Origin of the sequence: Chitinophaga sp. sic0106, from assembly GCF_019219075.1 — a bacterium.
Taxonomy (GTDB): Bacteria; Bacteroidota; Bacteroidia; order Chitinophagales; family Chitinophagaceae; genus Chitinophaga.
This window is the reverse complement of the sequence record NZ_JAHUWJ010000004.1, coordinates 101,299-119,410: the sequence shown is the minus strand read 5'-3', so window position 1 is coordinate 119,410 and position 18,112 is coordinate 101,299. Positions and strand designations below refer to the sequence as shown.

Here is an 18,112-nt window from a genome sequence, read left to right as displayed (position 1 = left end):
AGACATGAGGGAAGTATTTAAATTTTACGGTTATGAGTTTCGCTGGCTGGAAGTATTAGACCTGCTAATCGTCGTTTTTCTTGTAATTCAGTTATACCGGTTGTTACGAGGCAGCCTGGCATTCAATATTTTCGTAGGCCTGTTAATGATATATGCAGGTTTCTTTCTGGTAAGGGCGCTGCGCATGCCTATCCTGACCAATATCCTGCAGAACTTTATCAATGTGGGGTTGATTGCGATCATTATTATCTTCCAACCGGAGATACGAAAGTTCTTGCTGGTATTGGGCAAGAAAACGCCGCTGAGCAAGGACAGCTTTCTGACCAAACTGTTTTTACCTGATAAGTTCAAGAGTTATAAGGACGAGGAGAATATTATCAATGAAGTGATTACGGCTGTGGGCCGTATGATGGGCACCCATACCGGAGCACTGATAGTGGTAGCCACTACGTATCGTCTTAAATTCGATACTGCTTCCAGTATTCCTATAGACGCTAACGTTAGTGCCAAACTGATAGAGAGTATTTTCAACAAGCATAGTCCGCTTCACGATGGGGCATTAATTATTGTGGGCAGCAAGATGCTGGCCGCCAAGGTGATACTGCCGGTATCGGAAAATCCGGATCTGCCTACCCGGGTGGGTTTGCGGCATCGTTCGGCGGTGGGTATTACCGAACATAGTGATAACCTGGCCATTATCGTTTCCGAGGAGCGTGGTACGGTTTCCTATGCCCAGGATGGTAACTTAACGCAGGATGTATCCCTGGAGGACCTGAAGGTTAAATTATATGAAGTATTGATCGACGGTTATGCCTGAGTGATCAAATAACTTAACTTTGTGGGGATGAAACACGGCATCATTTTATTTGACGGTGTGTGCAATTTTTGCAATGCGAGCGTGAATTATGTCATCCGCCACGACGGGCAGGGCTATTTCCGCTTTGCTTCCCTGCAATCAGAGGTAGCGGCGACGCTGGCGGGTGAATATGGTTTTAGCACCGAGGGTATGTCGTCTTTTATACTCCTGGAAAACGGGAAGGTATATACGAAAAGTACGGCTGCTTTACGGGTAGCCCGGCACCTGGGTTTTCCGGCCGTGTTACTGTATGGCTTTATGATCATCCCTGCGTTTATCAGGGATGGCGTGTATAACCTGATTGCGCGTAACCGTTACCGTTGGTTTGGCCGTCAGGATGCCTGTATGGTTCCCACGCCGGAGTTGAGAGGCCGGTTTATGAGTTAGGACTGTATTAATAGCAATAAAAACGCCCTCCTTTGCATATGCAAGGAGGGCGTTCTCTTTTATCCTGAGATAGTGATTACTTAGCAGGAGCTGGTGCCGGAGCAACAGCAGGAGCCTCAGGTGCACCTGGTTTAACATCAACCAGTTGTACGTCGAATACCAGGATAGAGTTACCTGGAATTGCAGGAGGTGAACCTTGCAGACCGTAAGCCAGGGTAGAAGGAATTACCAGGGTAGCTGTAGTACCTTTTTTCAGGCCAGCCAGACCAGCATCCCAACCTTTGATCACGAAACCGCGACCCAGAGGGAATTTAATTGGTTCCAGCGGCATGCCTGGACGCAGGGTAGAATCCTGAGAGGAGTCAAATACTTTACCGCTGGTCAGTTTACCAGTGTAGTGAACGTACACGGTATCACCAGGATTTGGTGTAGCACCAGTACCTTCCTGTTTCACAGCCACGTAAATACCTTCAGCATTTTTGGTAGCGTTGATTTTGTTTTTCTCCAGGTATTCTTTGATCAGCTTCTCATCTTTTTCTTTCTGAGCAGCAGCAGAGAATTTGCTGTCCACTACGAAGGTAATTTTCAGTTTATCACCTTTTTTACCGAACTGAGGGCGTTGCATTGGAGGCAAAGAATCCCAAGGAATAAAGAACGTAGCACTATCACCTTCGTGGAGGAGTGCGATACCTTCCATGAGGTCGAACTTATCCATTGGTTTAGACACCAGCACCGGAATCGGCGCACCAACGATCTGGCGGGAAGAACCCAGCAGGGAGTCGTTGATTTTCTGGGTAACGTTCATCAGTGCGGTATCGCCGATTTTCAGCTGAGCACCGTTACCTGATTTGTGCACGATATATTCAATACCGCTGGGTGTTTTCTTCACACCGCCGCCACAGCTGGCCAGGAAAAGGCCTAAAGCTGCTGCAGCTAATAAATAATTGTTTTTTTTCATTTGACTGTATTAGTAGGTTCTAGTACTATAGCAAGTTATTGTAATTGTTCTTCATTTTCTTCAATCGCCTTTAAAAATCTCTCAACAGTTTTTTCCAGCGAATCGGAGCTTCTGCCGCCGGAGGCGTTGAAGTGGCCTCCGCCGTCGAAATATTTGCGGGCGAAAGTGTTAACATCAAAGTCTCCTTTTGAGCGGAAAGAGAGCTTCACTTCTACATTCCGGTCTATTATCAGCGCTGCTAATTTAATACCCTGGATTGAAAGTAGGAAATTAACCAGTCCTTCGGTATCGCCGGTCATGAGATCGAACCTTTTGAGGTCCGAATACGGGATGGCGAGCATGGCGGTATTGAATTCGTAGAATACTTCCATGCGGTTGAGCAGACTATGACCGAGGAAGCGGAGTCTGTTTTCCAGGAAGTTATCGTAAATATTCTGGTGAATAATTTCGTGTTTGAGGCCGCGGTCCATCAGGTCGGCCACCATACGGTGTACCCTGGCGCTGGTGGAAGCGAACCGGAAGGAGCCGGTATCGGTAACGGTGCCGGCGTAGATGCAGGCAGCGATATCGAGGTTGATCAGCTTGTCGTCCCCCAGCTTGTAAATGGTTTCATATACCAGCTGTGCGGTGGAACTGGCGGAGGTATCGCTTACGCCGTAGTCGAAGTTAGGTTGCGGCTCCAGATGATGGTCGATCAGAATTTTGACACAATCCATTTTCTCCAGGAAGGGCGCCATGTTCTTGGTGCGGTATAAAGCGTTGAAATCGAGGCAGAAGAGCAGATCGATTCCTTCCAGGGCTGCCATGGACTTGTCGTTGGATGACTCAAAATCCAGTACCAGCTCAGCTGCCGGCATCCATTTAAGGAAGTCCGGGAAATTAGTTGGAGAGATTACAGTAACCGCATGGCCTTTCTGAATCAGGTAGTGGTACATTGCCAGGGAGCTGCCCATGGCGTCTGCATCTGGCTTCTGATGCATGGTGATAACCACTTTCTTCGGGCTTTCCAGCAAAGGCTTAATTTCCTCGATCGACTTCATTCAAACTGTAATAATGTTAATTTATAAGGTACTGTTGTTAACAGAAAATGAAGTGCGAAGTTCTTTATTTGGGCCAGAATTTCAAAATTTTTTACCGCTAAAGAAAATGTAATTACTTTTGCGGCTCAAATCAGTAATCCGGAATAAAAAAACTATGGGTAACAGAACATTTACAATGATTAAGCCTGATGCGGTTGCAAACGGGCATATTGGCGGCATCCTGAACATGATTAATGAAGCAGGTTTCCGTATTGTAGCTATGAAAATGACGCAGCTGTCTGCTGCTAAAGCCGGTGAATTTTACGCAGTACACAAGGAAAGACCTTTCTACGGTGAGCTGGTTGAGTTCATGAGCAGCGGTCACATCGTTGCAGCTATCCTGGAAAAGGATAATGCAGTGGAAGACTTCCGTAAACTGATTGGTGCTACTAACCCTGCTAACGCAGAAGAAGGTACTATCCGTAAGAAATATGCGGAATCTATCGGTCGCAATGCAGTTCACGGTTCTGACTCCGATGAGAATGCGCAGATCGAAGGTGACTTCTTCTTCAGCGGTCTGGAGAAATTCTAAATCTGTAATTACAGGTAAAGATATAGGCCGGTGCTCCTGGAGCACCGGCTTTTTGGTTTTGGGGGAATTCGATCGATTGCAAAGATACCATTGTTAGCACACTGCAACTGTATGCAATTTAAAGGCATTGCAATATTTGCAACGCTGCTGGTAGCTCATTTGCACAATGCATGATTAAGCCGCCTGGAATGAAAAGGTTAAATTATCAGCTCCCTGATCTGCGACCGCCAGATGAGCGTGAAGCATACGGCTGAATCCGTAAGTATTATTGGCCTGGACAAGAAGGTTCGGAATGGGGGATTAATTGTTCGCGTAGCTGCGTAACCGGAGTTCAATGGTTGGACCGGCAGGACAAATGTTTGGGTGTGAGACCAGGGGCCATAATAAATAACGAGAGATATTTATTTTATCATAAACAATTCATATTGAATGAAATAAAAATATTTATCTAAACTAATCATTCAGGTGAGTTAAAAAATCATCGTTATACATTAAACTATTTTAATAATTAACAAGAATTTGCAAGAAATATGGCGCCATGGTCAGCGATTCTGCCCATCGATTATATCTCATCTCACCAAATTTTTAATGTCATATTTTATTGATTTAGAGAGATATAATCAATTTATATTAAAGTAATGCTTAAAATAAGGCCTTCACATTAAAAATAACCCACCTGTAAAAAGTACCACTACCCTATTTTCATGCATAACTTGCATTTTGCATCCTGAATTGCCGACTTTCACAAATTGCGCTTATATTGCCAATATGTGGGAATCATTCCGTAAACTATTCAAAGGTTACCTCCAGCTGGAAAAGTCACTTTCCACCAATTCCATTGAAGCATATCTTCGTGATGTGGAGAAACTGGAGCAATACCTTCAGGCTAACGGCCAGGAGAAATTGCGTCCGCAGGATGTGAGCCTGCAAGATTTGCAAGGATGTGTGCAATGGGTTGCAAAGTTGGGAATGACGCCCGCCTCCCAGGCAAGGACCATTTCGGGTATTAAGGCATTTTACAAGTTCCTGCTCATGGAAGACATGGCCAGGGAAGATCCCAGTCAGCTCCTGGAAGCGCCTAAGCTCCAGCGGAAACTACCGGATGTACTCACTTTTGAAGAAATAGAACTGATCATCTCTCAAATTCAACTGGATACAGCCGAAGGACACCGCAATAAAGCTATCCTGGAAACCATGTACAGCTGCGGCCTGCGCGTAAGTGAAGTCGTAAACCTGCAAATCTCACAACTACATTTCGATGTAGGATACCTTCGGATTATAGGAAAAGGAAATAAGGAGCGACTGGTACCAATCGGCAAAGAGGCCATGAAACAGATCGATATGTACCGGCGCAATATACGTATACACGTGCCCGTTAAGCATGGTGAGGAAGACACGGTTTTTCTCAATCGCAGAGGCAGCGCCCTGAGCCGGGTGATGATTTTCCTGGTTATTAAAGACCTGGTGAAACTGGCCGGCATAGAAAAGAATGTGTCGCCACACACCTTTAGGCACTCATTTGCGACGCACCTGGTGGAAGGTGGTGCCGACCTGAGAGCCGTCCAGGAGATGCTGGGACATGAGAGCATCACCACTACCGAAATATATACACATATCGACAGAGAGTATCTGCGTGATACCCTGCAACGGTTTCATCCGAGGTTTTAATGATGCTGAAAACTATGTTTTGTTTGCTGTCTGCGCGATAGCCTTCCCTGATAAAGGGTCGCAAAAATTGGCTGCCAACAACAAAGCGGCCCCGCTGTTAACGGAGCCGCTCTCAAACATTGGGTTGTTAATCTTTCACAATAAGCTTGCTGCGTACCAAAGCTCCGGGAACATGTGCGCGGCCCTTACGATGGTCCACGCGGCTCCTTACATGATGAAGCCAGGTACTGATATGACGGGTAGCCCTGATAAAAATGCCAGGTTTATAAAAAATATCCAGGTGGGAACAAGGCGCCACATCCTGCCGGTTGGTGGCCATGGCATGGGACTCATCTTCTGCCCAGATCAATTGATCATGACGGTAGATTTTAAAAAAGATATCCGGGCCCTGGTTGCTACGTCCTTCACGTACCAACTGCAATCTCCCGGTGTATAAATCTCTCCTCGAAAAATGCATGGTATACCTCCCGAACTCGTTGGTATAAGTTTCGGCCACCCTTTTACCTGTAATGGCATTGTACGCCGCTACTTTCAGGTATGCTTCTCCGCCCGAACCGGACTGACTTTTCACCATACCAGTAATTACCCAGGCACCTGCCGTGCGGTATATTTCCGCCCAGGCATCCGGAGGAATCAGGTAGGCATATGCTGCCATGTATTGTCCGTTTTGCTTTTTCCAATGGGGTACGAGGTAACTAAGCCGGTAGTTGCGGGATTTAAGATTTCCGGTCTTACCCGGCATCTCATCCAGACATAAATTTAATTCCAGTGCCTCTGTAAACAGGTGTATTTCCTCCCACTCCATGCGGAAGTTGCCCATGTCATCCAGGGTGGCCTCCGCCAGTAGCCGGTCCGCCTTCAGCAATACTTCATGCGCCGTAAGCGGGCGGAGATTATTGAAGTGGCCTTTTACAATGGTCAGATGATCACCGGTTTGGTTGATTTCCGGTAAGTAGACCCTGATGCGTGCATTAACCAGTGGCTCAATGCAGTCGTCACCAATCAACGCAGAGATGTTGCCAATTAACAGGTAACTCATAGTTAAATTTTTTAAAAAGGGGTTAACGAGTATAACCTAATACTGTTTAAGGGAACAGTATAACCCTCTGCAAAATGCTAACTACAAACAAACATGGTAGAAAGGCCTGTTTTCTGTATCGAATGTACTGTCCGTTGATAAAATAGTCCGTCGGTATATTGACATCACAAAGATTCATAACTTCGGCAGGCCTGGCAAGCGTTAAACAACTGATTAATCAGATTGCGTATAAATACGCAATTTTATGACACTGACACTTGATTACATTTGTTGGCATCATACACAATACCTAGCCAAATCCTTTACTATCAAGGACTACACCCAAACATGATCAGTTTAAATGCTTATCAGCAGCGCTCCAGGACTATTGGTAGTGTAAAAATTTATAATAATTTTACCACAAACTATTTCTAACTCCTAAATCTAAAACTAACACTTATGAGCGCTTCAAACCGCCCTTCCATTTCTGAAGCCGGTGGCTTCATCTCTAAAGAGAGAATGGATACATTGCTTGGCAACTATGCAGCAGAACATGCTGATCAGAAATCTGCCGATTTTGTAAAAGCTATGTGCTTTTCTAAAGACAAAGTACTGGAACTGCTGGCTGACGACAGAGCCGCAGGCCTGAGAATCTACTACGGTATTCACATCGATACGGATGGTGATGGTATCAAAGAAAAGAAAATGGTACTGGTAGCTACCGATGCTAATGGTGACGACATCCTCCCTGCCGGTGTTTCACTGGATGGTGTGCAGTCTAAAGACATGGCGTTAATCCTGGATGAAGGACTTCCCTGCCCACAATATTGTGGTGGTGGCGGTGGTGGTACCACTGACCAAAAACCAGAATAATACCTGTTGCCCAAATTATCATAAAAGAAAGATAGATTACTTGTGCTTACAATAATGCTAACGGTATTTTGGTGTATGTTGGGGATCGAATTCCTGGTTCTGATCCCCTTCCTATTAAAATACAGACAACTGGACCCTTCTTCAAAATGGATATTTTTCTACATTGTCATCTCACTGCTCTTTTCATCAGGCTCCTACCTGATCATGATCCTGTATAAAAATAATATGTGGCTTTTCAACCTGATGCACTTTCTTCAGTTTGTAGTATTATCCATGTTTTATCTCACCTGTATAAAATCCCCTAAACTCCGATACATCATTGTTCGCCTTCCCATTGTCATGTTATTTGTTTTCTCCATCGACCTGTTCAAACTCGATGGTATGAAATTTTACAACTCGGTAACCACCGGGATTAAAGCTGCACTGATGATATTTTATGCGATATCGCTATACATGCAGCAACTAAGTGATAAAGAATTGATTGAAAAATCGATATACATAAACTCTTTACCTACTTTCTGGTATAATTCAGGATTATTCCTGTACTTTTGCTCTACTATTCTATTTTCTTTGAGTTTTAATCTATTACAGAAATTACAACCAGTTACGATAGATAATATGGGTCTCCTTACGTATGTTATCACCTATATGATGGGTAGTATAACAATGATCCTTTTCTATGTTGGTTTTACCAAGCTGAAATTGTTGAAATATGCGGATCACTGACATCATTATCTTTGGCACCACTATCATGCTGATCCTGGCAATCGTAGTGATCCTGCTGGTAATGCTGCAGCAGAAACAAGTAATTCAACATAAACTGGTGATTCAGGATAAGGATCTCCAACTCCAGCGTGAACGCCTCGAAGCCATCCTTCAAGGCCAGGAACTCGAACGTAAACGCATCGCAGAAGACCTCCATGATGAAGTGGGCGCACAGCTGTCTGTGCTGAAATTAACCATCGGCGGCCTCCAGCCTCTCCTTAAAACAGGAAACGGAGAAACTGAACGGTTAAAGGAAACCAAAGAATTCACTGACACCATAATTCAGCAACTTAGGTTTATTTCACAAAGCCTGCATCCGCAAGCACTCGACAACCTGGGCCTGGCACATGCACTGGATTCTTTCTGTAACCTGATGAATAAAAACAAGCAGGTAGCTATTCTCTTTAAAACACCGGAAAACACCATACCGGTCGATAAATCCAAAGCGCTGCACGTATACCGTGTAGTGCAGGAGCTGATCAATAACATTGTAAAGCACGCGGAAGCTACCAGCATTGAAATCGCCTATAAATGTACTCCCAACCTCCTGACTGTTGAAGTGGCAGACAATGGTAACGGCAAATTGCTCGAAACCCTTACGGAATCAAAAAAGAAAACAGGCAGCCTGGGATTGAAGAATATAGAGAGCAGACTCAATATCATCCACGGCAACATCTCCTACAACAAGCGAAATTCAGGTGGAACCGTGGCACAGATTAATGTAGAGAACTATCAGTAATCTGCTCAGAATTAATTGATTCTTATGTAGTTTTATTCTAAATTGCCAACTGATTCATACTTTCCGGTATGAATCAGTGTGATTTGATAATTCTTCGAATAATAATGTAATTCTCTATAAACTGTCCTCCAGATGACACACCATATAAAAGTGGCGATTGCCGACGATCATAAGATCTTCCGCAGTGGAGTCATTAACACGCTTATCCCGTATGAAAATATCAGTGTAATATTCGAGGCTGATGATGGCCAGCATTTGCTGGATATCATGGAAAAACAACAGCCCGACGTTATCCTGATGGATCTAAAAATGCCCAACCTCGACGGTATTGAAGCTACCGTAAAAGTGAAAGCCAAATACCCGGATGTTAAAGTCATTATCCTCACCATGTACGAAGATGACAACTTCATCGTACACCTGGTAGAAAACGGCGCCAACGCCTACCTGCTCAAAAATGCCGAGCCGGAAGAAATCTACGAAGCCATCTGTACCACCTACGATAAAGGTTTTTATTTCAACGAGAATGTAAACCTTGCGCTGCTCAAAAAAGTATTGCATAAAACCAAGCAGCATATCAAGCCAACACTTAAAAATGAAGTGCAGCTCAACGATCGGGAAATGGAAGTACTCAAACTGATCTGCAACGAACAAACCACGCAGGAAATATCAGAGAAAATCTTCCTCAGCCCACGTACCGTTGAAGGTATCCGCCAGAAACTACTGGAAAAACTGAACGTAAAAAACAGCGTCGGAATCGTACTCTATGCCTTCAGAAACGGCCTGATCGAATAATGCCACCAATATTCTCAACATATAATATGAAAACGATCAAAACACTTGCGGTAGCCACCGGCTGCGCAATCGTACTGTACGCAGGATCAGCTTTCGCCCAGGTAAAAGTACCTGCGCCAAGCCCCAGCCAGACTATCAAACAACAATTCGCTCTCTCCAGCGTAGAACTGAACTACTCCCGTCCAAACATCAATGGCCGTACCATTCTGGGCGACCTGGTGCCTTACGATAAAGTATGGAGAACCGGTGCTAACAGCGCTACTACCATCACTTTCGGTGAAGATGTAACCTTTGGCGGTAAAGCAGTTGCTGCCGGCAAATATGGCCTCGTGACCATCCCTGGTAAACAATCCTGGACCGTGATCCTCAGCAAAAACCTGAACATCACCAAACCAGCAGACTACAAACAGGAAGACGACGTAGCACGCGTAACTGTTACGCCTAAACGTAACGGTGCTTCCCAGCAAACCTTCTCCATCGATTTCCAGAACATCCAGTACAAATCAATGGACCTGGTGATCAGCTGGGATAAATTCAGCGTACCTGTAGCTATCGCCGCCAACATCGACGGTCAGATCCAGGGACAGATCGAGGCTGCCATGCAGACCGACAAAAAACCTTACTTCCAGGCAGCTATGTACTATGCTGACATGAATAAGGACCTGAAGAAAGCAGTATCCTACATCGACCAGGCTGCCGCACAGCAACCAGATGCTTTCTGGGTGATCTACCACAAAGCTCGTATCCACTCCCTCGTGAAAGATAACGCCGTGGCAAAAGCTGCCGCTCAACAATCACTGGAACTGGCTAAAAAAGCTGAAAGCGCTGACTATGTAGCTCTCAACGAGAAGCTGCTGGCAAAACTGAAATAGGCTAACAAGCTATAAAAAGGAAAGAGACGCAAAATAAATTGCGTCTCTTTTTTATTGGTGGTCTTCGCAGGAAGCAAAGCAGTTTAAGCTGTCTTTTTCATAAACGGCTGCAGCACTAACGCTAACGCCAGTACGAGCATGCAGCCAATCGCATTCAGCCAGAGGAAGGATACCACCTCCATCCAGAATAATATAAGCACCACAATCTGTGCAATAATAGCTGCCGTAAAAGTAGCCGTCCCTCCTACCTTTTTCAGGTAAAAAGCTACGAGGAATATACCCAGGGTAGTACCGTAAAACCAGGACCCCAGCACGTTTACCACCTCTATCAAACTACCCAGGCCACTCGCAAACTGCGCTACCGCAATACAGAATATGCCCCATATCAGGGTCCATATCCTGGACATGCGTACGTATTTCTCCGGCGACTCCTCCCCCTTATACAATCGCTTGTATACATCAACCACCGTTGTAGAGGCGAGCGAGTTGAGTGCCGCCGCAATACTTCCCCATGCAGCCAGAAAGATAATCGCGATCAGTAAACCAACAAGTCCTTTAGGCAAACTGTTTACCACAAAATGCAGGAATATATAATTCGTATCATTGGCATCTCCTGCCGGATCGGCGTTTTTAATCAGTGTTACCGCCTCTGCGCGTACATGTTGGGCCTTATCTTCCGTTGCCTGCAAGGCTTGCTGTGCCGTCGCAATTTCCGTCTGCTCCCCCTTGTCCAGCGCCACCGCCAGCTCTTTTACCTGCTGTTGCTTAGTGGTGCTAAGGGAATTGAATTCATTTTCCAGCTGCGTCAATGCGGCTCCGTGCTCCGTTTTGTGTACACGGGCCAGCTGTGCTTCATTGAAAAATAACGGCGCCCTGAAATACAGGTAAAACACAAATACCAGTGCGCCAATCAGCAGAATCAGAAACTGCATTGGCACTTTTACCAGGCCGTTAATGAGCAATCCCAGCCTGCTTTCCTTCACGGATTTAGCAGTCAGGTACCTGCCCACCTGCGACTGATCGGTACCGAAATAGCTCAGTGCAAGGAAGAAGCCACCTATTAGCCCGCTCCATATATTGTACTTGTCTTTCCAGTCAAAGTCGGTAACGATTACATTCAGCTTATTCATCTTTCCGGAAACCTGTAACGCTTCCTTCATACCAATATTTTCCGGTAGCAGATGTACCACCATCCAACCAGCCAGAAACATACCCGCAAAGATGACCAGCAGCTGCAATGTTTGTGTATAGGATACCGCCCTGGTGCCGCCCGCCACGGTATAGATAATGAGCAGCCCACCCATGATCAGGTTGGTCCAGTATAGGTTCCAGCCAAGCAAGGAAGAAAGGATAATACTGGGAGCGCAAATGCTGATACCGGTAGACAAACCACGCTGCACCAGGAACAATGCTGCCGTTAGCGTACGGGTTTTCAAATCAAAACGCTGTTCCAGAAATTCGTAGGCCGTATAAACTTTTAGTCTGTGAAATATAGGCACGAAGGTGATACACAGCACTACCATCGCCAACGGGAGTCCGAAGTAATACTGCACAAAGCGCATCCCGTCGGTATACGCCTGGCCAGGCGTGGATATAAAGGTAATGGCACTCGCCTGTGTACCGATAATTGATAATAAAACAATGTACCAGGGCATAGATTGATTGCCCAGGAAATAGCTTTCCATACTCTGTTTGCCACGACTTTTCCATACACCATACAGTATGATGACGGACAAGGTAGCTACCAGCACGATCCAGTCTAATGAACTCATGAAAATGTTTTGGTGAAGCAATAGAAGAGAATAATCAGCAGTGCCAGCCAGGCAACTACCAGGATATACCAGTAGTTCCAGGTTGGAAATAACGGTGGCTTCTCTTCCTGCAGGTGTTTATCTTGCATGGAACAGCGGAATTACAGGTTCATTATTTTTGTTCCGGGATGGCACCGGGCTTTCAGCCCAGCCCCATCCCGGCTGTCAAAAGTCTATTTAATCGTGGTGACTCTTACTCCACATCGCTCCCGTGAGCAACCCCAGCCCTATACCAATCAGCAGACCGATATGGATTCTCTTTATTTCAAACCCGATAAAGAGTCCGAGCAGAATACACATCACCGCTGCAATACGGAGCCGTGGACGTTTGGCCTTTACGTTTTTTTCACTCATGTACTTTTACCCCTTTTTTGCAGATATCAGATTCACAAATATGCGGTATGCTCCCGGAACACCTGCCGGCAACTGCCGGAAGAAGGAAAGGGAAGTGTACACATATCTACCTTTACCATAACTGGTAACCAGGGTGGAACCATCCAGTGGCGACTCCCCTTTATCGTTCATGGCAAATAATTTATCATATGACTTATCGGCACCGGCAGTGTAATATAGTCCGATTTCCTGCACCCAGCCGTTGAAATCGCTGGCAGAGATATTATTCGGATAATGCAGTACCGGGTCCGAAGGATTCAGAATTTTTACGGCAGCATCTTCTTCCGTTACCCTGTCGCGTGACAGGCTGAAAGGATATGGCCCCATATTATTCATCACCAGCGGCGAATTTACGTTATACTGCACCAAATAAGTACCGCCATTTTTTACATAATCCATCAGCTTACCCTGCCAGTACTTCATGCGTGAGTTGGTATTATAGGCTCTCACTCCGGAAATGATGGCGTCGTAGCGTGACAGGTCGCCGTACATGATATCTTTTTCTGTCAGTTCGGTTACGTTATACCCCACCTGTCGCAGCGAAGCGGCCACCATATCTCCTGCGCCGGGAATATATCCCAGGTTATTGCCGTTATGTTTCAGGTCCACTGTTACCAGTCGCGCCTGTGCCGGCGGAAACAGGGTAATCACCGGAATATGATCATATCGGATATGCTGGATTCCTTCCGTATATACTTTACCGTTAGTGGCCATTTGTACTTCAAAAGTATCTACGTGGTTGCTACCACCTGTTTTTACTGGCAGCAGGGAGAAAGTAAACTCCTGCTCATCACCTTTCTGATTGAAGTCATAAGGAAGGGAAGCTGGTTTACTTACAAAGCCTGCAGGGAGTTTCAGGGAGATATTACCTTTCACGCCATCGGCCATTGCCTGTAATTTCACTGTTACCGGCTGTGCGGTATTGCCGGTGAAAATAAACACCTGGTTGGTAAGATTGCCTACCACCGGAGGGGCTACCACTACGGGTTCGTAGAGTTCTCCTTTTACGGGGTCTGTATATTTATATTGTAAAGGTCGGGAGATGGTAAAGTCAGCTCCGCCAATTGTCAAGTCAATGGTAGCCTGCAGCGCCGGAATATTTTCCGGGTTACCTACTAATAAAGGATCGGTAATGGTGTAAGTGCCCAGCGGGTGGGGTTCCGACAACCAGTAAGGCTGGGAAAACGGTGTGTTTTCCGGTACCGTAACCGGGTTGCTGAAAGTGGTGAGCTTGTTGTACTCCAGCGTTTGAGCGCTGGTGGCATTGCGAAGGCCTGGCAGGTCTATGTTTTTAATGGTCACCGGTATATTGCCTCTGTTGATCAGCTGCACGGTAGTATTCATTTTATAACCTGGTACCACGGTATTAGCGGTGCTGTAGGCTTCTGCCCAGATGCCGGCGCAGGCAAATATGAGTTGCTCGGTTTCCTTCAGTTTGAGGTTGCGCCAGTAGCCGTCGGGCAGTGCCTGTATGGCTTTCCGGATGTTGAGCAGCGCCGGAACGGAGGCTGCCGGGTTTTCCATGTTATAAGCGGCGATCACCTTGTCAACCATTTCACCGATGGCTTTACCGCCATCAATACGGGACCAGGACTGGTTTACACCATCCAGCAGCGAACTGGTGGGGGTATTGCCTTTAATGGTCGCGAAGTATTCATAGGAGCTGCCACGGCCTGCTGGTACACCAAAGCCCTGACTTTTGTGCTGGGAACGCGATTCGGATGCTATCTCCCCAAAACCCTTACCTAGCAATGGGTTAAAGACGCCCACATCAATTTTAAACTGATCATCGGCGATAGTATTATTGGAGCCAAAGTTGAAAGTATTCCAGAGCAAACGCTTTGCCTGCCATGGTTTCACTCCTTTTGCAAATTGTTCTGGCGCATATTTAGGATCGGCTGCCAGTTCATATGCCTTAGCAGCGAGCATGGCGGAGGCAGTGTGGTGGCCATGTCCGGCGCGGGAATCCGCAGGGAAGCGGCAGATGATTACATCTGGCTGGAACTTACGGATGATCCATACTACATCTTTGGTAATTTTTTCTGTATTCCAGATGGAAAAGGTTTCTGTGGGATTTTTAGAGAACCCGAAATCCTGTGCACGGGTAAAGAACTGCTCGGCGCCATCAATTCGGCGTGCGGCCAGCAGCTCCTGGGTGCGGATCAGGCCCAGTAGTTCACTTTGTTCGTTACCCACCAGATTTTGGCCACCATCACCGCGGGTGAGCGACAGATAGCCGGTCCGATAAAGTTTTTCCTTAGCCAGGTAGCCCAGCAGCCTGGTGTTTTCATCATCCGGATGAGCGGCAAGATAAAGGACGCTACCGAGGGTATCCAGTTTTTTTAACTGTAATTTGATGTCGGCGGCATTCCATACTGGTGTTGGCTGGCTGAAAGCTCTCGGCCCCGCTGTTAACAACAGCAACAGGGCCAGAGCGGTATAGATTCTTTGAATCATGTACGGTCAGAAGGTTTACAGAGCTTCAAAAATAGTGATTAATCCAGGCGCTCAAAGTGAAATGGGTTGAACGGCAGGTTTTATAAATAAATTATTTCTTAAACATAAAATAAACGGCGCCAACAAGGAACAGGAAGGATATGAGGTAATTCCATCGCAGGGGTTCCTTAAGAATAAATACAGCGAAAATGGCAAAGATGGAGAGGGTAATGACCTCCTGGATGGTTTTGAGCTGAAAGCCGCTAAATCCTTCCTGGTAGCCCAAACGGTTTGCCGGCACCATAAAACAGTATTCGAAAAATGCGATCCCCCAGCTGAGCAGGATCACTTTCCACAGAGCGGTTTCGGTTTGTTTCAGGTGACCGTACCAGGCGTAGGTCATAAAGGAGTTCGAGATAATGAGCAGTATGATGGTGCGCATGAGTTTTCTTTTCGAATTGCGAATATACCAGATAAACTGCTTAAAAGAAAAGAGGCCATTTCAAGAATGAAATAGCCTCGTGGATCAAACCAATAGGGTTCTCTGTTAGGATGAGTGTGTTGTTGGTTGCTAGTATTTTTATTAATTATTGTTCCAGTTTAATTTCACCGATATCGGTTACTTTACCATCTTCTACTTTAACATCTTTTACCTCTGCATTTTTGTAAGGTGCTTTACCTACCACGGTGATGGTATAAGCTCCTGCTTTGGCGCCAGGGATGGTAAATGTACCCTGAGAAACAGCAGCTTTCAGTTTATCGGCACCATTTACCGCTTCTACTTCAGTTGCTCCGTCCGCAGGACTAATTTTACCGGTAATTGATCCGGCTTCTACTGCGCGCAATGAATCGGTACCTTTGAGGCTGTCTACGCTTTTGAGCGAATCCAGACCTGCGATGGAATCGATACGGCCTGCGATGGAATCGAGGCTAACGATTACGCCGGTACGAATAGCTGCGGTGTCTGCGCCTGCCAATGAATCAGCTGAAATTACAGCAATACTATCAGCTCCTTTTACCGGTGTTGCGGCGGTGCTGTTGAAAGCAGTCATTCCGAGAACCATTGCGGCTAATGCGAACATTCCTGTCATTGTTTTTTTCATGGCATTACAATTTTGATATGGTTAAAATAATGATGACTCTTATTGGCATCCAATTGATTGTGCATGGTTTTTGCTTATTTGCACTCTTGTTGGTGGCCGTATAATAACAATACACCCGAAACATCACTTACCATTAGTGAAGAAAATGTTAAAGTGAAAAAAAAGATATAATCGTCTATCTTCGCATCGGCGGAAACAAAAGATCAGCGCATGTTGCAACTGAGTAATGAAGAAATAGTAAAAGGCATCAGGATAAGGAACAAAGATGTATTTGAGGCTGTCTTTAAACAGTTCGCCCCCTCTATGTATAATATAGCGGTGCGATATGTAAAAGATGAGGATACTGCCAATGATATGGTACAAGATGTGTTCCTCAACTTGTGGAAGAATGCGGAAAACCTGGACGAACGGGCCCCCATCCAGCACTATCTGGCCAGGGCTACCGTAAACACCTGTCTGAACAGCATAAAAAAAGAACAGCGGAAGGAAGCCTACACCAAAGAACAAATGCATACAGCCACACCAGCGGAAACCACACACCAGCTCCTGGAACATAAAGAACTGGAAGCCCAATACCGCTATGCGCTCGAAAAATTACCAGACCAGTGTAGACGGGTATTTGAAATGAGCCGGTTCAAAGGGCTGTCCCCTACAGAAATTTCGGAACAACTGGACATATCTATTAATACCGTATATGCCCATCTGACCACCGCTCTCAAAAAGCTTAGGGTGGTACTCATTAATAAACAATAACCCGCGCCGAATTTTTTTTTCAAACTGACTAATGGTATAGACTCCCCTGGTTGTATTACTAATAAGAAGCCATGAATAGCAAAACCGACATAGATATAGTGATCCGTTACCTGGAGCATCCGGAGAATGAGCAGAGCAAACGCCTGCTTAATGACTGGATACAGCAGGACCCGGCTAACCTCGACATCTTCCTGGACATGAGGGATATGTGGAATGGAGATCCTCTCCCTGCCGCATCCGCCTTTGACACCCAGGGACAATGGTCGAGATTTAGCGACGCCGTAGACATGCTTCCGGTAATGCCGGCTGAAATAAAAGAAATAAAAGCTGCACCGGCAGCCACACCGAAGGTCAGGAAAATGCCGGTACGATACTGGTGGGCAGCCGCTGCTGTGGCCGCTATCGCCGTATCAATGGTGTACCTTGGCCCAGGCAAATATAAAACCTACGCCACCCATCAGCAGATCGACAGCGTGAAGCTGACAGATGGTTCCACGGTATATCTGAATGCAAACACCGTAGTGAAAGTACCGCGTGATTTCGGCAAAACCAGCCGCAACGTTACTATTGCGAAAGGTGAAGCCTTCTTCGACGTAGCACAGCAGGAATCACAACCTTTCACCGTCGATGCGCCCGATGTAGCCATCCGCGTGCTGGGTACTTCCTTCAATGTAAAATCGGCCGACAACAACGTGAAAGTATTTGTGCAAACCGGAAAGGTGAGCGCTGCCTATAAACATGCTGATAAGAATGTGATCCTGACGCCCGGACTGGAAGCCAGTCTCCAACGCAACAGTGATAATATTCATACCACCGAACACAAGAAATCTACTAATATCCTGGCCTGGAAAACCCGCTGCCTCGTTTTTGACGAAAGTCCGCTCAGTGAAGTAGCGGCAGCACTGCAGGATTATTACCATGTACAGGTGGATATCAAAGATCCAAAGCTGGCGGATGCCAGACTGCTGGCCACTTTCCGTGACCTGCCGCTGGATGAGGTGCTCGACATCATCAGAAAAGCATTACAGATCAACATTAAACACGAGAATAACCTGGTAGAATTTTACTAATAGCCCT

Annotated in this window: 19 protein-coding genes; 10 read left to right on the top strand and 9 right to left on the bottom strand. The window is 46.0% G+C overall.

Annotated elements, in window-relative coordinates; translation table 11 throughout:
* The first annotated feature begins 4 nt into the window (after window positions 1-4).
* Together KW844_RS07650 and KW844_RS07645 are read left to right on the top strand one after the other, a co-directional pair.
* Complete coding sequence (locus tag KW844_RS07650; protein WP_218376126.1) at window positions 5-817, top strand: diadenylate cyclase; 813 nt, start codon at window positions 5-7, stop codon at window positions 815-817.
* A 27-nt stretch (window positions 818-844) separates the two neighbouring features.
* On the top strand, window positions 845-1,243 hold the full coding sequence (locus tag KW844_RS07645) for a thiol-disulfide oxidoreductase DCC family protein (protein ID WP_218376125.1): 399 nt from the start codon (window positions 845-847) through the stop codon (window positions 1,241-1,243).
* Between the two features lie 76 nt (window positions 1,244-1,319).
* Here KW844_RS07645 and KW844_RS07640 read toward each other — a convergent pair whose 3' ends face one another.
* Window positions 1,320-2,201 (bottom strand): FKBP-type peptidyl-prolyl cis-trans isomerase, encoded by an 882-nt coding sequence (locus tag KW844_RS07640; RefSeq protein WP_218376124.1) that lies wholly within the window; start codon window positions 2,199-2,201, stop codon window positions 1,320-1,322.
* 35 nt (window positions 2,202-2,236) lie between these two features.
* On the bottom strand, window positions 2,237-3,241 hold the full coding sequence (locus tag KW844_RS07635) for a bifunctional oligoribonuclease/PAP phosphatase NrnA (protein ID WP_218376123.1): 1,005 nt from the start codon (window positions 3,239-3,241) through the stop codon (window positions 2,237-2,239).
* 154 nt (window positions 3,242-3,395) lie between these two features.
* On the opposite strand from KW844_RS07635, the gene KW844_RS07630 reads away from it, so the two are divergent.
* Both KW844_RS07630 and xerD read left to right on the top strand, forming a co-directional pair.
* A complete protein-coding gene (locus KW844_RS07630; RefSeq protein WP_073080495.1) occupies window positions 3,396-3,812 on the top strand; it encodes a nucleoside-diphosphate kinase in 417 nt (138 codons plus the stop codon).
* 768 nt (window positions 3,813-4,580) lie between these two features.
* Complete coding sequence (gene xerD, locus KW844_RS07625; protein WP_218376122.1) at window positions 4,581-5,480, top strand: site-specific tyrosine recombinase XerD; 900 nt, start codon at window positions 4,581-4,583, stop codon at window positions 5,478-5,480.
* Window positions 5,481-5,607: 127 nt separating this feature from the next.
* On the opposite strand, the gene KW844_RS07620 is transcribed toward xerD, so the two are convergent.
* Complete coding sequence (locus tag KW844_RS07620) at window positions 5,608-6,519, bottom strand: hypothetical protein (protein ID WP_218376121.1); 912 nt, start codon at window positions 6,517-6,519, stop codon at window positions 5,608-5,610.
* A gap of 438 nt (window positions 6,520-6,957) precedes the next feature.
* On the opposite strand from KW844_RS07620, the gene KW844_RS07615 reads away from it, so the two are divergent.
* The 4 genes from KW844_RS07615 to KW844_RS07600 all read left to right on the top strand — a co-directional run bounded on the left by KW844_RS07615 (window position 6,958) and on the right by KW844_RS07600 (window position 10,539).
* Window positions 6,958-7,371 carry a hypothetical protein gene (locus KW844_RS07615; protein WP_218376120.1) on the top strand — a complete coding sequence of 138 codons (414 nt, stop codon included), beginning with the start codon at window positions 6,958-6,960 and terminating at the stop codon, window positions 7,369-7,371.
* A gap of 712 nt (window positions 7,372-8,083) precedes the next feature.
* Window positions 8,084-8,875: a sensor histidine kinase gene (locus tag KW844_RS07610; RefSeq protein ID WP_218376119.1), complete on the top strand. Its 792-nt coding sequence runs from the start codon at window positions 8,084-8,086 to the stop codon at window positions 8,873-8,875.
* A gap of 132 nt (window positions 8,876-9,007) precedes the next feature.
* Window positions 9,008-9,667: a response regulator transcription factor gene (locus KW844_RS07605; protein WP_218376118.1), complete on the top strand. Its 660-nt coding sequence runs from the start codon at window positions 9,008-9,010 to the stop codon at window positions 9,665-9,667.
* Between the two features lie 26 nt (window positions 9,668-9,693).
* Entirely contained in the window at window positions 9,694-10,539 is an 846-nt protein-coding gene (locus KW844_RS07600) for a DUF2911 domain-containing protein (RefSeq protein ID WP_218376117.1), read from the top strand.
* 83 nt (window positions 10,540-10,622) lie between these two features.
* Here the strand turns inward: KW844_RS07600 and KW844_RS07595 are convergent, their stop codons facing one another.
* The 6 genes from KW844_RS07595 to KW844_RS07575 form a co-directional block, all read right to left on the bottom strand.
* Complete coding sequence (locus tag KW844_RS07595; RefSeq protein ID WP_218376116.1) at window positions 10,623-12,311, bottom strand: sodium:solute symporter; 1,689 nt, start codon at window positions 12,309-12,311, stop codon at window positions 10,623-10,625.
* Window positions 12,308-12,439 (bottom strand): hypothetical protein, encoded by a 132-nt coding sequence (locus tag KW844_RS29060; protein ID WP_255578273.1) that lies wholly within the window; start codon window positions 12,437-12,439, stop codon window positions 12,308-12,310. The genes KW844_RS07595 and KW844_RS29060 overlap by 4 nt, the downstream gene beginning before the upstream one ends.
* Window positions 12,440-12,527: 88 nt before the next feature.
* A complete protein-coding gene (locus tag KW844_RS07590) occupies window positions 12,528-12,704 on the bottom strand; it encodes a hypothetical protein (protein WP_218376115.1) in 177 nt (58 codons plus the stop codon).
* Window positions 12,705-12,710: 6 nt separating this feature from the next.
* Entirely contained in the window at window positions 12,711-15,200 is a 2,490-nt protein-coding gene (locus KW844_RS07585; RefSeq protein WP_218376114.1) for a PIG-L family deacetylase, read from the bottom strand.
* 91 nt (window positions 15,201-15,291) lie between these two features.
* The gene (locus tag KW844_RS07580) at window positions 15,292-15,621 is read right to left on the bottom strand and encodes a DMT family protein (protein WP_218376113.1); all 330 of its coding nucleotides are present in this window, start codon (window positions 15,619-15,621) and stop codon (window positions 15,292-15,294) included.
* A 145-nt stretch (window positions 15,622-15,766) separates the two neighbouring features.
* Window positions 15,767-16,282 (bottom strand): hypothetical protein, encoded by a 516-nt coding sequence (locus KW844_RS07575; protein WP_255578272.1) that lies wholly within the window; start codon window positions 16,280-16,282, stop codon window positions 15,767-15,769.
* Window positions 16,283-16,492: 210 nt separating this feature from the next.
* Here KW844_RS07575 and KW844_RS07570 point away from each other — a divergent pair, with 210 nt between their 5' ends.
* Window positions 16,493-17,035 (top strand): RNA polymerase sigma-70 factor, encoded by a 543-nt coding sequence (locus KW844_RS07570; protein WP_073080325.1) that lies wholly within the window; start codon window positions 16,493-16,495, stop codon window positions 17,033-17,035.
* Between the two features lie 71 nt (window positions 17,036-17,106).
* A complete protein-coding gene (locus tag KW844_RS07565) occupies window positions 17,107-18,105 on the top strand; it encodes a FecR family protein (RefSeq protein ID WP_218376112.1) in 999 nt (332 codons plus the stop codon).
* Window positions 18,106-18,112: the final 7 nt, after the last annotated feature.